This is a genomic window from Dehalobacter restrictus DSM 9455 (assembly GCF_000512895.1).
Classification (GTDB): Bacteria; Bacillota; Desulfitobacteriia; order Desulfitobacteriales; family Syntrophobotulaceae; genus Dehalobacter; species Dehalobacter restrictus.
Genome location: NZ_CP007033.1, coordinates 537,188 through 552,283, shown reverse-complemented (window position 1 = coordinate 552,283; position 15,096 = coordinate 537,188). Strand labels below are relative to the sequence as shown.

Annotated in this window: 10 protein-coding genes and 1 pseudogene; 6 read left to right on the top strand and 5 right to left on the bottom strand. The window is 44.6% G+C overall.

All coding sequences use genetic code 11. From position 1 onward, the window contains the following. Positions 1-21 precede the first annotated feature (21 nt). Positions 22-4,296, bottom strand: a complete 4,275-nt coding sequence (locus DEHRE_RS02665; RefSeq protein ID WP_025205214.1) for a 2-hydroxyacyl-CoA dehydratase — start codon at positions 4,294-4,296, stop codon at positions 22-24. A gap of 219 nt (positions 4,297-4,515) precedes the next feature. Further along, positions 4,516-6,226: pseudogene (locus tag DEHRE_RS15605) on the bottom strand (IS1634 family transposase). A gap of 529 nt (positions 6,227-6,755) precedes the next feature. On the opposite strand from DEHRE_RS15605, the gene DEHRE_RS02655 reads away from it, so the two are divergent. Both DEHRE_RS02655 and DEHRE_RS02650 read left to right on the top strand, forming a co-directional pair. Continuing rightward, entirely contained in the window at positions 6,756-7,172 is a 417-nt protein-coding gene (locus tag DEHRE_RS02655) for a PspC domain-containing protein (RefSeq protein ID WP_019225241.1), read from the top strand. Further along, positions 7,169-7,465, top strand: a complete 297-nt coding sequence (locus tag DEHRE_RS02650) for a LiaI-LiaF-like domain-containing protein (protein WP_019225240.1) — start codon at positions 7,169-7,171, stop codon at positions 7,463-7,465. Before DEHRE_RS02655 ends, DEHRE_RS02650 begins: the two co-directional genes overlap by 4 nt. Positions 7,466-7,882: 417 nt before the next feature. On the opposite strand, the gene DEHRE_RS02645 is transcribed toward DEHRE_RS02650, so the two are convergent. After that, positions 7,883-8,872 carry an IS5 family transposase gene (locus DEHRE_RS02645; RefSeq protein WP_019226936.1) on the bottom strand — a complete coding sequence of 330 codons (990 nt, stop codon included), beginning with the start codon at positions 8,870-8,872 and terminating at the stop codon, positions 7,883-7,885. Between the two features lie 153 nt (positions 8,873-9,025). On the opposite strand from DEHRE_RS02645, the gene DEHRE_RS02640 reads away from it, so the two are divergent. The 4 genes from DEHRE_RS02640 (at position 9,026) to DEHRE_RS02625 (ending at position 12,935) form a co-directional block, all read left to right on the top strand. After that, on the top strand, positions 9,026-10,105 hold the full coding sequence (locus tag DEHRE_RS02640) for a hydrogenase small subunit (RefSeq protein ID WP_019225239.1): 1,080 nt from the start codon (positions 9,026-9,028) through the stop codon (positions 10,103-10,105). A gap of 3 nt (positions 10,106-10,108) precedes the next feature. After that, positions 10,109-11,674 (top strand): nickel-dependent hydrogenase large subunit, encoded by a 1,566-nt coding sequence (locus tag DEHRE_RS02635; RefSeq protein ID WP_025205213.1) that lies wholly within the window; start codon positions 10,109-10,111, stop codon positions 11,672-11,674. A 20-nt stretch (positions 11,675-11,694) separates the two neighbouring features. Further along, positions 11,695-12,318: a Ni/Fe-hydrogenase, b-type cytochrome subunit gene (cybH, locus tag DEHRE_RS02630; protein ID WP_019225237.1), complete on the top strand. Its 624-nt coding sequence runs from the start codon at positions 11,695-11,697 to the stop codon at positions 12,316-12,318. Between the two features lie 116 nt (positions 12,319-12,434). Continuing rightward, positions 12,435-12,935 (top strand): HyaD/HybD family hydrogenase maturation endopeptidase, encoded by a 501-nt coding sequence (locus tag DEHRE_RS02625; RefSeq protein ID WP_019225236.1) that lies wholly within the window; start codon positions 12,435-12,437, stop codon positions 12,933-12,935. A 106-nt stretch (positions 12,936-13,041) separates the two neighbouring features. Here DEHRE_RS02625 and DEHRE_RS02620 read toward each other — a convergent pair whose 3' ends face one another. Together DEHRE_RS02620 and DEHRE_RS02615 are read right to left on the bottom strand one after the other, a co-directional pair. Further along, positions 13,042-14,232, bottom strand: a complete 1,191-nt coding sequence (locus tag DEHRE_RS02620) for a pyridoxal phosphate-dependent aminotransferase (RefSeq protein WP_019225235.1) — start codon at positions 14,230-14,232, stop codon at positions 13,042-13,044. A 147-nt stretch (positions 14,233-14,379) separates the two neighbouring features. Further along, positions 14,380-14,760 carry an iron-sulfur cluster assembly scaffold protein gene (locus tag DEHRE_RS02615; protein WP_019225234.1) on the bottom strand — a complete coding sequence of 127 codons (381 nt, stop codon included), beginning with the start codon at positions 14,758-14,760 and terminating at the stop codon, positions 14,380-14,382. Between the last annotated feature and the right edge of the window lie 336 nt (positions 14,761-15,096).

Genomic DNA, 15,096 nt, shown 5'->3' with positions numbered 1-15,096 from the left:
GGGTAGAATAGACCGAAAGATTCAGCCAAAAGCTCTCTCCAGCATCAGCTTAATCCGATTGATCTGGTTCACTTCACTGGCTCCGGGATCATAATCCACGGCAACAATATTGGTCTGGGGATACTGCTCTTTCAGGGTCTTGATCATTCCTTTGCCGGTAATATGATTCGGCAGACAGGCAAACGGCTGCATGCAGATAATATTGTTGGCGCCACTTTTGATCAGCTCCACCATTTCCGCAGTCAGCAGCCAACCCTCTCCGGTTTGGTTGCCCAGGGAAAGGAATGGTTTGACACTTTCCGCCATCTCCTGAATCGTTGGCGGGATATCGAATCTTTTACTATTCTTTAAGGCAGCCCTTAAATCTTCACGATAGCTTTCCATATACTTGACCAGCAGATTTCCGATGACTCTGGAAGATCGCTTACCGGCAAGATATCTATAGTTAAATTCCTTCCCATAGCAGCAGTAAAGTAAAAACTCCATCAGTCCCGGAACTACCATTTCTGCGCCCTCTTTTTCAATAAACTCGGCCATGTTGTTATTCGCCGCAGGGTGAAATTTTACGAGGATCTCCCCGACCAATCCAACCCGGGGTTTTCTCTGCTGAACAATCTCAATATTTTCAAAATCCCGAACAATGCCCTTCAGGTTTTCACGAAATAAGCTGCAGTCTCCATTGGCAACATTGATCTTGCAGATATCTATCCACTTTCTCAGAAGCTGATCCGCTGTTCCCGCATTTGTTTCATAAGGCCTTACCCGGTAGAAAACCTTCATCAGCAGGTCTCCGTAAAGCATGGCCATGATTGCTTTGACCGCCATGGAGACCGTCAACTTAAATCCGGGGTTTTTCTCCAAGCCTGCGACATTGAGCGAGAGTATCGGAATGTGTTCCAGTCCCGAGACCTGAAGCGCTTTCTTTAATAGCCCCAAATAATTGCTGGCCCTGCAGGGCCCCCCCGTCTGGGTTATAATGACTGAGGTGTTGTTCAGATCGTATCTTCCGGATTTCAATGCCCTTAACAGCTGCCCGATAATAATGACCGAAGGGTAACAGGAATCATTGTTAACATATTTCAAGCCTTCTTCAATATCTTCTTTTTCAACTATAGCCAGTACTTCAAAATGGTACCCCTCCGAACGGGCGACCTCCTGGGCAAATTCAAAATGGATCGGCGCCATCTGTGGAGCAAGAATGGTATGTGTTTTACGCATTTCCTTGGTAAATATTGGTCTCTGAACGGCATTTGGCCCCTTTGCCGGGTCCTCTATCAGATGGTCATGTTTTATTCTGGCATCCATCGCAGCTTTAAGCGAGCGAAGCCTTATTCTGACTGCACCCAAATTACTGACCTCATCTATTTTAATCATGGTATAGATTTTACCGGCTTTATGTAAAATTTCCTGGGCTTGTTCCGCAGCAATCGAATCCGGCCCACAGCCGAATGAGTTTAACTGGACAAGCTCTAGCTCCGGTCTTCCGGCAACAAAATCTGCTGCTTCGTAAAGTCGGGAATGATACATCCACTGGTCCAGAACCCGAAGTGGCCTGGTGACTTTTCCGAGATGGGCTACCGAATCCTCTGTAAGCACTGCCATTCCGAGGGCCGTGATGACTTTAGGTATGCCGTGGTTAACTTCCTGATCCAGATGGTAAGGCCTGCCGGAAAGGACAATCCCGCGATTTCCTGTTTCTGCAAGCCATTGCAAGACCTCTTCTCCTTTTTTGCGGATATCCCGTTTGAAATTCAGATCTTCATTCCAGGCTGCGTCGACGGCCTGGATGATTTCTGCAAGGGTAATGCCTGAATGTTTCAGTTCTTCATACAATCTCTTACTAAGCTTTTTTTTATCTTCATACGGCAGAAAAGGATTCCAGAATTGGACACCGCTTTGCTTCAACTCGTCCATGTTGGCTTTGATCACTTCCGGATAAGCGTTGATCACCGGGCAATTAAAGCAGTTGTCCGCCCCGGCTATTTCTTTTCTCTCCTTCGGTATGCAGGGATAAAATATGAACTTCACGCCTTGTTTAATCAATGACACGATATGACCGTGAACAAGTTTGGCAGGATAACAAACGGTATCGGAAGAAATTGTCTCCATGCCCGCCTCATAAACCTTTCGGGTGGAAACCGGCGACAGCTCGACCCGGAAACCAAGACGGGTGAAAAAAGTAAACCAAAAAGGATAATTCTCGAACATATTTAAAACCCTTGGGATCCCGATGGTTCCTCTGACTGCTTTTTCTTTGGCCAGTGGCGTATAATGAAAGATCCTGTTTAGTTTATAGGCATAGAGATTCGGAATTTCATCTGTCTGATCGCGTTCTGATCCTTTTTCACAGCGGTTTCCTGTAATGTGCCTACGCCCGTCACCGAAACAGTTGACCGTAAGTAAACAGTGGTTCTGACAGTTTTCGCAGCGGGCTGCGCTGACTTCCACCGAAAAGTTATTAATTTGATCTGGGGAAAGCAGCGACGTAGCCACTCCCTCCCGCCAGGCGTTCCTGGCCAAGAGGGCCGCACCAAAGGCACCCATGAGGCCGGCAATGTCCGGACGGACGACTTCTCGGCCAATGGTCCGTTCCAGGCTGCGAACCACAGCATCATTCAAGAAAGTCCCTCCCTGGACAATAACCTTTTCACCAAATTCCTCAGAGCTTTTTAACTTAATTACTTTATAGAGCGCGTTTTTGATCACGGAGTAGGATAATCCTGCCGAAATATCCGCGACGGTCATTCCTTCTTTTTGGGCCTGTTTTACTTTGGAATTCATGAAAACCGTACATCTCGATCCTAAATCGGCAGGATTTTGAGCCAAAAGTCCTTTGCGGGCAAAATCCGCCACATTCATTTCCAGTGACCTCGCAAATGTTTCAATAAAAGAACCGCAGCCGGATGAACAGGCCTCGTTTAACATAATATTTTCAATCACACCGTTTTTTACTTTCAGGCATTTCATATCCTGTCCGCCGATGTCCAGAATCAGGTTGACTCCAGGCAGGAAATGATTGGCGGCTGTGTAATGAGCGATGGTCTCAACTTCCCCCATATCAAAAAAAAGAGCTGCCTGAGTCAGTTTTTCTCCGTAGCCAGTCACGGCAGAATAAGCAATTTTTGTGTTTTCCGGGAGCCTGTTGTATAGTTCTTTCAGAATATTGACTGCTGAAGCCAAAGGGTTGCCTTCATTATTAGTATAGGCGGAATAAAGAAGGGTGCCTTGCGGATCGATCAAAACAGCTTTTGTCGTGGTAGATCCTACATCCAGACCTAAAAAACATTGGCCCTGGTACATCTCCAGCTGATTTGTGCTGACAATATTTTGGGCATGCCGCCTTACAAACGCGCGGTATTCCTCTTCATCTGCAAAAAGTGGATCAAGTCTGGCTGTTTCATACTGAAGCTTTTTTTTGTCTGTTCTCAATTTTTGACCAAGCTGTTCAAATGTAATATCTTTATCCTGAGCAGAGGCGAGGGCCGCTCCGATAGCTACATAAACTTCGGAATTTCCCGGCACAATCATATCTTCATCCTTCAGCCCCAACGTTTCCTGAAACCGAACTCGCAGCTGCGGTAGGAAGTGAAGTGGTCCTCCGAGGAAGCCAACTTTCCCTTTAATTTTATGTCCGCAGGCAAGCCCTCCAATGGTCTGATTTACAACCGCCTGAAAGATCGAAGCTGCAATGTCCTCCTTGCGGACTCCTTCATTTAAGAGAGGTTGAATATCGGTTTTGGCAAAAACCCCACATCGGGCGGCAATCGGATAGATGACCCGGCTATGGGCAGCCAGCGCATCCAGACCAGCCGCATCCGTCTTTAACAGGACAGCCATTTGATCAATAAAAGCACCGGTTCCTCCCGCACAGATCCCGTTCATCCGCTGATCAAACCCCTTGTCAAAAAAGGTTATCTTGGCATCTTCTCCGCCAAGCTCAATGACAACATCCGTTCCTGGCAGATAACGATCCACTGCTTTGCTTCCGGCAATGACCTCCTGAATAAATGAAATGTCCAGATGTTCAGCCACAGCCAGTCCGCCTGAACCTGTAATTGCTACCGTCAGCGAAAATGCCGCATATTTCTGACCGGCTTCATCCACCAGCCTTTGCAACGTGCTCCAGATATTCGAATAATGCCGGGTATACCGGCTGAACAACAGAACGCCTTCCTTATTTAAGACAGCAATTTTAACAGTGGTGGAACCTATGTCTATCCCAACATGAAGGTTATTCTTTTCTTTGTCAGTAATTCTGTGATGATGCGAATCCAGATTACATTCCCCCTCAAACAAATTCAGCAGAATTATTTTTCCATCTGAGGGGGTTATTATTCATTGTCTACCTTACCGTCTGAAGTTATTAGAAAAATAATATAAATTTTTCTACCCACATTCTGTCCTTCGTGTTAATATAGTCTCATCTTTGACACTTTAAAGAGCAAAAAAGCCTGGAACCCCTTGCAAACAAGGGAAATCCGGGCTTTTACATTTTTAAAAAAGTGAGTAATGTTTTTATGACTTTGTACTTTTGAGAATTTTTTTCATCTGACTGGTACTGACGATCTGATAGTCGGTACGGAAACCAAAGATATTGTGTAAAGCATCTGTAAAATCGGTTCTGGTATAGGTCGGAATATAACCTTCACCTTTAACTTCAAAGAAATTCATATCCTTTAATCCTTGAATAATCTCGCTACAGGTATATTTTTCTTCAAGCTTCTTTTCAAGAAAACGGTAGAGGATCAAAGACATAAAACACGTGGTGAAATGTGCTTTTATTCGATCATCACGGCTTAAGTATGCTGGTCGGGCTTTGAATTCGCTTTTCATAATTCGGAAACACTCTTCAATCTCCCAACGCCTTTGGTTCACTTTGATGATTGCCGCTGCTTCGTCTTCAAGGTTAGTACAGACGGCATAGAAACCGTCAAACAGCTCTTCTTTGGCAACCAGGTCAGTGTTAATACTGTACAATTCATTATCTGCTACCTCACCGTCATCCGTACAGTATCTTTTTCAATAAATCTTTTATAATCATTAGCATTGCATTTCTTTAACTTCCCCGGGTTTGAAGCCATTGTTTTTCGGGCACGTTCTATTTGGGAATCACGGATTTTTCGCTTGATAATTTCGGTATTTCAAAGAAAAGGTCACAATAAGCTTCTGCTCCAGATCGTTTTCTTTGATCCAGCGCTCTTTATAAAAAACTTTATCTTTATCCGTATTCTCATCAAGTTCTGTAATATCATAGCTTTTACGTTCACCGAAAAGTTTCCAACCGGTAGAATCCAGTGCCCATTCCATGAGGTGTTTCTTCAGTTTTTATTGATTGGGTGGTAATGAAAGCCCGTTCGCCTTCGTTATTGAATTCCCGGTTCTTTTGAGAAGCGAGACCGGCATCCGTACAGACGATAAACTTGGAAAGTTTAAAATCAGCCAGGATTTTTTTCTCCAAAGGTCTTAGCGTCAGCTGCTCATTAGTATTGCCATTAAAAAGATCAATAGCGATGGGAATACCGTCACCGTCCATAAACAGCCCCATCTGGACAATGGGATTTGGGCGGTGTTCTTTTGATGCCCCATACTGCTTAAGGCCTTCTTCCTCCTCAATTTCAAAGAATAATTCGTACAGTCATAATAAAGCACACCGGTATTGCGTTTGGAAATTTTCAGACTGTTATTGTAAAGGGAAGACTGGATAAAATCAATTTCTTTAGCAATGATTTCAAGCGCCCTGTAGATGTGTTGAAGCTCGAAATTGGGCTGTTCAATAAATTTTTTGGACAGCTCAAGGGTTGCCAGCTTAGAGGCAGGGAAAATAATCCTGGCATAAAGCAGCCTGGACAAAATTGAATTAAGATCAAAAGAAAATTTATATTTGGTGGAGAGTTCTTTGCAGATCCGATGTAACCCGAGCTCGTGATATATTTTCTGAAGGAAAAGGTAGCCGCCGTTAAAGAAACGCTGTTCATCTCTAGCAATGATTTTGGAAGGAGAATATTTGACTAAGACATCCCGCTGTTCCTCTTTTTCTTTTTGGTTCAGATCTGCAATATACTTTTTTGCCCATTCGATAGGATCTTCACCGTTTAGTTTCTTTTCCAGTTCAGCAAGTGTTCCCAGTTTTTCGACCATTTTTGAAGTATGTACACCATTCACGTAAATTGATTTCGTAACATAAAAGCGATGTGGCATTTTTAGATTTAGATAGCGTAAGTTTCATAACAAACACCTCCATACCCTTATATTATAACACATTACCACAAATTGCTCAATACTAAATAGCAATAATTTGACGATTTTCTAACAAAAAAAGCCCTGTTTTCAAGGCTTTCAAAGATTTTAATATTTATGCAAGTGTCAAAGACCCGTCTATCCCAACATGAAGGTTATTCTTTTCTTTGTCAGTAATTCTGTGATGATGCGAATCCAGATTACATTCCCCCTCAAACAAATTCAGCAGAATTATTTTTCCATCTGAGGGGGTTATTATTCATTGTCTACCTTACCGTCTGAAGTTATTAGAAAAATAATATAAATTTTTCTACCCACATTCTGTCCTTCGTGTTAATATAGTCTTATGAAATCACAATGGAATATTATTACCCAGAACAGATGGAGCTCTCAAAATAGAACCGCTGGAATATAAATGATGAGAATCCATAGATTTATGAAAAAATGACTTTTCGATTCCGTGAAAAAGCTAAATCATCAAGGAAGTTCCTTTTGAATTGGATTAAGGGGGATGGGTCATGGGTAAACAAATCTATCGGTCTCAAAACAAAGTGATTGCAGGGGTCTGCTCTGGAATTGCGGAATATTTTGAAATAGATCCTACGATTGTACGGATTATCTGGCTGCTCGCATTTTTTGCTGGGATTGGAATTCTTGCCTATCTCGTCTGCTGGGTAGTGATTCCTCAAAAACCTTTTGGCTCATTTGGCAGTTCTCAGAACTATGCCGACTCGGCAGATATCCCAAACAATGATCATAATCAGGCCATCAATAAGGACAAAAGCCTTAAAGTATTTGGCATTGCGCTGATCATTGTTGGTGCTGTATTTTTGTCAGACAGACTCTTCGACTGGTTCGACATTGACATCCTGCTACCCATAGGTTTGATTGCCGTTGGCGTTTACGTATTGTTTGCGAGGAGAGATCATCAATGAAAAAAAATATTACCCTGGGTGCGGTGATCATTCTGGTCGGTGTAATCTGGCTGCTTAGTAATCTTGACGTTTTTTCGTTTTCGATCATCGGGACTTTTTTCCTATCACTCAGGAAGCTCTGGCCTCTGCTATTGATTGGTGCCGGTGTCAGTTTATTGATTAACAAGAACTCCATGATGAAAACAATTGTTTGGATCATCATCGTCATCTGCATCATGTTTTATGGTATTTATGGAATGAATAACGGCACGTTGAATTACCCGGAATTTAAGTTGCAGGAACATCTTTACTGATTGCATTGACCTTAAGTTGTATTTTTGCAAGGTCTTATGTCTCTTTAGATGATACAATCCGTATCAGAAAGATAAATATTTTGTCTATTTTAATAATTTTGATCTGGCTATGACTTTTCGTGTTGGCTTATTTGCAAGTTTTTTCAGCTGTTTTATGTTTTGGCACGCTTCTTGCATTTATTAATTTGGAAAATAGATAAACTTTATATATATTTGGATGATTTTTTTCGGTATATTGCTCACTGCAATAATATATTTTTACGAAAATGTATTATCTAAGGAACCACTGATTAATAACGTTTTTTATCATCCCAATAAATAATAAAGTGGGATAATCCCAAGTTAGCGGCCCTATCGCCGCCGATTTCAGCTGCCTTTTCCGAGTAATTCTCGAAAAAAGGCGTACTTATCCCCGGATTACGCGCATTGGCTTCGCCAGCCGCCGCTTCGGGCGCACATCAGCAGGTTTGCGCTGGCGGCCAGCATATACAGTCTATTCAGATTCTTGGCAATTCCTCTATAACAAACCTTTTTGAAGCCAAATATGTTCTTAATGATATGAAAGGCGTGCTCCACTTTGGCTCGGACAGACGCTTTCCGAAACTCTATATGGCAATAAAAATCCCGTGCAGGGCCATTGTCCATGCTGCGTTTCTTTCCGGGACGCTCAGCGATACGGTAATCAATTTGTGATTTGTGAGGGTCCTCTGTGATTTCCGGTCGTTTATTTAGTCCCAAATATCCGGCGTCACCGTAGAAAACCTCGTCTTCCGGCCTCATTAGCTTTGACGCTTCGGCTATGTCATGCACATTTGCGCCTGTTGCCGCTATACCATGAATATAACCGGTCCCTGCGTCCACACCGATATGGCATTTCATGCCGAAATACCACTGATTACCCTTCTTTGTTTGGTGCATCTCCGGATCGCGGCTACCGCTTGCGTTCTTCGTTGAGGATGGCGCGCTGATCAGTGTGGCGTCAACAATGGTTCCACCTTTCATGATATGTCCGCACTGTTCCAAACAACGGTTGATCGCCTCAAAGAATGCCTTCCCTAAGCCGCTTTCCTCAATCAAATGACGGAATTTGAGCAGGGTGGTCGCATCCGGCGCCTGCTCATGTATGAAGTCTATTCCCATAAATTTTCGCATGGCGTAACTGTCGTAAATGGCATCCTCTACACCTTCGTCAGAAAGGCTAAACCATATCTGCAGCAGATACATTCTCAGCATTTTTTCAATCCCGAGCGGTGGACGACCGCGCTTACCGTCAAAATAGTGCGGCTGTATAAGCGCCACCCATTCGTCCCAGGGGATGATCTCGTTCATTATTTCAAGAAATTCTTCTCGTTTCGTTTTCTTCCGTCGGTTTGAGTATTCTATATCCGAAAAGGTTTGTTGCCCCATTTTTACCACCTGTTACTGTTTTCTTTAATTTTACCATTTTTTTGTCCGGGGGGCGATTTAATCAGTGTTTCCCTAAATATTTATAATTTTTATCCTATTTTATATTAAGTAAGAATTTTAATTTTTTTGGACATGTGGAGGAGGAATTGCAGAATGAACACATTTGATGCTCTGGCAGCAAGAGGAGTATCCCGGCGCAGCTTTTTGAAACTGATGACTGCGACTACGGCAGCTTTGGGTCTCCCTGCTGCAGTATCTCCCAAGGTCACTCAGGCTGTTGAGACTGCCTTGGACAAACCGCCGGTCGTATGGCTTCATGGAATGGAATGCACAGGCTGTTCTGAGTCACTTTTGGCAACACTGAACCCGTCAGCGGCTGAAGTGGTCCTGGATATGCTTTCGATCCGTTATCATGAGACCATTATGGCGGCTTCCGGCTATAAGGCCGAGGAAGCTTATCAGGAGGCCCTGAAAGAAAACTTTGTGCTCGTTGTCGAAGGAGCTATTCCCTCAAAGGAAGACAGGTATTGCATGGTGGGCGGCAAACCTTTCCGGGAAACCGTCCTGGAAGCTTCCAAGAAAGCTAAAGCCATTATTGCTGTCGGCAGCTGCGCAACCGATGGCGCCGGAATTCCCGGAGCCTGTGAGGTTGACGCTGTCGGCGTCCGTGAACTGTTGAAACAAAACAACATTTCAACCCCTGTCATCAATCTTCCATGCTGTCCGGTCAAACCGGCCACCATGCTCGGAACGATTGTTTACTACCTGACCTATGGCACGGTTCCACCCTTGGATGATCAGGCCCGCCCGGTCGTTTTCTACGGTAAGCTGCTTCATGACAACTGCCCGCGCCGCGGCCAGTTTGAAGCCGGCAACTATCTGAAAGACTGGAATGACCCCACCCAAAAAGACTATTGTCTGCTCCTGAAAGGCTGCAAAGGCCCGAAGACGTATACCGACTGCGCACAGGTTTGGTACAACGACAATACCAACTTCTGTATCAACGCCGGTTCACCATGTTCCGGTTGTTCAGAGGCAGGATTCTTTAAAACCTTCAGTCCTCTTTATGACAAACAAGAAGGCTTTGAACTTCCCGGCATCGGCCAAATTAATGCCGATGCTACCGGCAAGATTATCGGAGGCGTTGCCGTAGCAGGCCTTGCCGTTCATCTTGCAGCTACGGCAGCAACCGGCCGTTTAGGCAAAAAAGACCACGGACATAAGGAGGAGTAAGGAATGTCTGCACAGAAAATTGTCATTGATCCCATTACCCGTATTGAAGGCCACTTGAAAATAGAAGTAGAGATCGAAAATGGTGTCGTCTCTAACTCCCGTGTCATAGGCACCATGTACAGGGGCCTTGAAAACTTGGTTATCGGTCGTGATCCCAGAGATGCCAGTTATGTTACGGAACGTGCCTGCGGCGTCTGCTCGACAGTACATGGTTTAGCTTCCGCGCTGGCTTTGGACGCTGCTTTTGGTGCCGAAGTCCCCTATGGCGGCCGTCTTATTCGCAATCTGATTTACGGCGCAACGCTCTTGCATAACCACCCGCTCCATTTTTATCATCTATCTGCCTTGGACTATCTGGATGTCATGGCGATTGCCCAGTACAAAGGCAATGACGCTGGTTTAAACGGCGTTAAGGACAAAATTTTGAAACTGGTTGCAGCTAACGATACAGCGCCTCTGACGCCACGTTACAATCCTGATCAATATTGTGTCAGCGATCCTGAACTCGTTACGATGGCTGTTGCGCACTACCTGAAAGCCTTGGAAATGCAAGCAAAAGCCAAGAAAATGTCTGCGATATTCGCCGGCAAACAACCACACCAATCCTCGATCGTAGTCGGCGGCGTCACGATACTGCCTACTTTGGAGCAAGTCTTCCAATACCGTTCCATGCTGATGGAGCAGATCGCCTTCGTTGAAAATGTCTACCTCCAGGATGTCCTGACCTTCGGGACCGGGCCGCTTCTGCCTTTGGCTCAGGCCGGCGTTGGCGGTAGTCATGGCAATTACATGTCTTATGGTGGCTTTGCCGGAGATGCAGAAGGAAAAGACTTGTTATTTACATCGGGTATCATTCTCGACAATAACCTGGCGACCGTTCATCCGTTCAGCATCGACAAAATCACGGAAGATATCACGCATGCCTGGTACAAGAGCGACAAAGGCAGAACTCCTTATGAGGAAGACACAGTTATTGACTTGGATAAGAAGGACGCCTATACCTATGTCAAAGCACCGCGCTATGAAGGCAAACCGATGGAAGTCGGACCGCTCGCCCGTATGCTCGTCATGCAGCCGAAAGTGCTTATGGACGTTATTACGAAATATAACATCAAACCCGGCGCTGTCGCCCGTCATGCCGCCCGGGCGGTGGAAACCATTCTTATGGCTAAGAAAATGCTCGAATGGGTCGATTCCCTCATTGCCGAAATGGGCAAGCCGAACTTTAAGATCCATGATACCGATCATTGGGAAATCCCCGCAAGCGGTCAGGGCGCAGGCTTGATTGAAGTTGCCCGCGGATCGCTTGGCCACTGGATTAAAGTTGAAGACCATAAAACAGCAAATTACCAAATGGTCGTCCCCTCGACTTGGAACTTTTCACCGACAGATGGAAACGGCGTTTTAGGCCCGGTTGACAAATCCATGATTGGGGTACCGGTACCAGATCCGGACAATCCGATCAATGTCGTCCGTGTCATCCGTTCCTACGACCCATGTCTGGCTTGTGCAATTCACCTAATCGATCCGCAAAGCAACGAAATCAAGAAATACAATATCGGCTTCTAAGGAAAGAGAGGGAACGAAAAATGGCTAAAGCATCTGATCATCCGTTTACCCAGCGAATCTCTCACTGGATAAACTTAATCACCTTTGCGGTCCTGATCTCGACCGGTTTTATCATCCATGCTCCTTTCCAGGGAGCCAATATGAATGTCGCCAGAAATCTCCACTTTATCTTCATGTACATTCTGGTGATCAATGGGATTGTACGTTTCTATGTCTCCTTTTTCGGGAAAAATAAAGATTATAAGGAGTTTTTCCTGAACAAACTAGATCTGAAGACTTTTATCCCCCAGATTAAATATTATCTGTTTATCAGTAAGGAACATCCAAAGACCAACAAATACAATGGACTGCAGAAATGTGCCTATATTGCATTACCAGTCCTGGCTGTCTTTCAGGCCATCACCGGGATCATTCTATATCTGCCGTTGAAGTTCTCAGGAGCTGCTCAAGCACTTGGCAGCCTGGCTGCAGTCAGAGGGATCCACTATGTTGTGATGTGGTTGTTTATTGCGATCATCCTTGTTCATGTTTACCTTGTCTTTACTGAAGCTAAGGATGAGTTTTTTCTGATGTTCTTCGGTAAAACCGGTAAGAAAGAAAAGGGTGGCGCTAACAAAGCAAATCAATCGGTCATAAAAAGCTGATATTTACAGGCTGAAAGATTCAATTCCATCATATTGAGTATAATATTGAAAGTAAAGCTAGTATCATCGTATTACTAGCTTTACTTTACGAAACTTTTTAGGAAAGGACTTCACGTATGACTCCACCAAAAATTATGCTGATGGGCGTAGGGAACGTTTTACTAAGTGACGAAGGCTTAGGCGTTCAGTTTTTAAATGAATTTAAGCCTGAAGAACTTCCTGACAACGTCGAGCTGTTAGAAGGCGGAACAGCCGGTCTGGAACTGGTCCATCTGATCAAGGAAACCGATTTCCTGATCATTGTGGATGCAATCAATGCCCAGACAGAGCCCGGCAGTGTCTTCCGGTTCTGTCCAGAAGATATCCGGGTTTTCCCGGAGAAGTACCAAGTATCGTTTCATCAGGTGGGCATTCTGGAAGTTCTCGCACTGGCAGACATTCTGGGAAATACTCCCCAAACCCTGATCTACGGTGTTCAGCCGAAGAGTCTTGAATGGGGCATGGACCTGTCCGAGGAGATTAAGGCGGTTTTCCCGCGACTCAAGGAACAAATGTTTAAGGAATTCGGCCAAATCAATGCCGCATCCAGCTTCCTGGCTATTCCGCATGCCGAATAGGCATAAAGTGCTTCAAGCGTAACTTTAAATCTAAAAAGATACTGCTGATAGTTTTATACTATTGGCAGTATCTTTTTGTAAACTTAGGATTTTACAACAAACCTCACTATTTCAGCTTATCCAGAAAACAATGCAGTCTTCTCATACCCTCCGTTATCTGTTCCGGAGAACTTGCATAAGAAATCCGTAAATACCCCGGCGCCAGGAAGGCACTGCCGGGTACGACGGCAACCAGTTCGGAATCCAACAGCATATTGCAGAATCCGATATCATCCTTGATCTTCTGTCCTTCAAAGGACATGCCGATACAGTTCTTAATGTTTACAAAAACATAAAAGGCACCTTCAGGTTCCGGAAAGGAGATATGCGGCATTTTACGCAAAAGTCCGCAGATCAGGTCCCGTCTGTCACTAAAAGCTGCCTTCATTCTCAGCACATCTTCCCTGCTTTCCCGCATCGCCCCGACTGCGGCCCATTGGGCAATGGAGCAGGCATTGGAGGTAAGATGACTTTGAAACGAATTGATCTTGGAAGATAACTCGAGTGGGGCAATCGAATAACCGATCCGCCAGCCTGTCATCGCATAGGCTTTGCTCACCCCGTTAATGATAATTGTCCGGGAAGCCAGCTCCGGCATAAGCTGCAGCGGATTAACATGTTTGTTCTGACCGTAAACCAGCTTCTCATAAATCTCATCCCAGATCAGCCAGAGATCATGCTTCTGGGCGATCTCAGCCAGGCCTCTAACGGTCTTCTCGTCAAATAGGACCCCTGTCGGATTGGATGGGGAGTTCAGCAAAAGTGCGATGGTTCTGTCCGTAATTGCGGCTTCCACGCGGTCCAATCTTGGTATAAAACCACTATCTTCTGTTTCCACGATCATCGGTTTCCCATCTACAAGATGGATCTGTTCGATATAGCTTACCCAAGCCGGCGCAAGCAGGACAATCTCATCCCCTGGATCAACGATCGCTGCCAGCGCTTCATATATGCAAGGTTTGGCTCCCGGGCCAACGACTACCTGTCCCGGATCAAACTTCAGACCAAATTCCTTTTGGTAATAAGCACAAATTTCTTGACGAAGTTCAGGAACCCCAGGTGTTGATGTGTAATGAGTTTTCCCTTTTTCCATCGCTTCCGCCGCATACTTGAAAGCGGACGGTGGGGACACGAAATCTGGTTCCCCGGATCCAAACGAAATAACATTCTTTCCCTGGCTCTTTAATTCTTTGGCTTTGGCGTCAACAGCCAACGTAGCAGACGGCTTCATGCCCAGAATGCGCTGGGACAGCTTCATACTTTCAAATCCTTTCACCTATGGCGTTCTGTATATGTTGCAGACATCATGATTGCAGGCATTATTATTGAAACTATTTATTATCATATCGTAAATAATCAAAAATTTCATCATATTTCTGCCATTTTGGCAAGATTTTCGACACTTTTAGCTCTGATCTTTTCTTTTGGATTCATAATCTTCGATAGCTTTTTTCAGGGCCTGGGGACCCAGCACGGAACAATGAACTTTACTTGCCGGCAGGCCATCCAGCGCGTCGAAAACATCTCTGCCGCCTATGTTTAAAGCCTCCTCAATACTTTTCCCTTTCACTAAAACCGTAAACATGCTGCTTGCTGCCACCGCCGCGGCACAGCCAAACACCAGATAACTGATATCCGTCAGGATACCATCCTTTACTTTCAGATAGATCGTCAGCGAATCTCCGCAGGTCACATCTCCAAAGATTCCCTCGGCATCTGCATCAGGCATGCTGCCCACATTTTGCGGGCACATAAAATGTTCAATAACTTTATCCGAATAATCCACGTTTCTTCCTCCGGTCTAATCCCAATCTGTTTTTCCAGAATCGTTCCAACCCTTTTGACCTATTCTCTTTAATAGTCTACAACCAAAATTCTTTTTTCTCAAATCTAAACCAGTGTGGTCTAAAAAAGAGTGTTTTTGCATAAACATAGTATGGCGTGCAGCGGCACACGCAGCTGCAAATCCGTGAACAAAGTGCTTCATCCATAAAAAGGATATTTGTCAGATGTATAGAATTATCGATTAATTACGTCTAATATGTTGTTAAACACGCTAATCTGTTATCAGATGCTTCTAAATATAATATTAAACTGACAATACCATCGTATTGTGTCGAAA

Bases quoted from the DNA above. Each gene is read 5' to 3' on its own strand.
- DEHRE_RS02655 (WP_019225241.1), top strand. From the start codon at position 6,756: ATGGGTAAACAAATCTATCGGTCTCAAAACAAAGTGATTGCAGGGGTC.
- DEHRE_RS02640 (WP_019225239.1), top strand. From the start codon at position 9,026: ATGAACACATTTGATGCTCTGGCAGCAAGAGGAGTATCCCGGCGCAGC.
- DEHRE_RS02650 (WP_019225240.1), top strand. From the start codon at position 7,169: ATGAAAAAAAATATTACCCTGGGTGCGGTGATCATTCTGGTCGGTGTA.
- cybH (WP_019225237.1), top strand. From the start codon at position 11,695: ATGGCTAAAGCATCTGATCATCCGTTTACCCAGCGAATCTCTCACTGG.
- DEHRE_RS02635 (WP_025205213.1), top strand. From the start codon at position 10,109: ATGTCTGCACAGAAAATTGTCATTGATCCCATTACCCGTATTGAAGGC.
- DEHRE_RS02645 (WP_019226936.1), bottom strand. From the start codon at position 8,872: ATGGGGCAACAAACCTTTTCGGATATAGAATACTCAAACCGACGGAAG.
- DEHRE_RS02625 (WP_019225236.1), top strand. From the start codon at position 12,435: ATGACTCCACCAAAAATTATGCTGATGGGCGTAGGGAACGTTTTACTA.
- DEHRE_RS02620 (WP_019225235.1), bottom strand. From the start codon at position 14,232: ATGAAGCTGTCCCAGCGCATTCTGGGCATGAAGCCGTCTGCTACGTTG.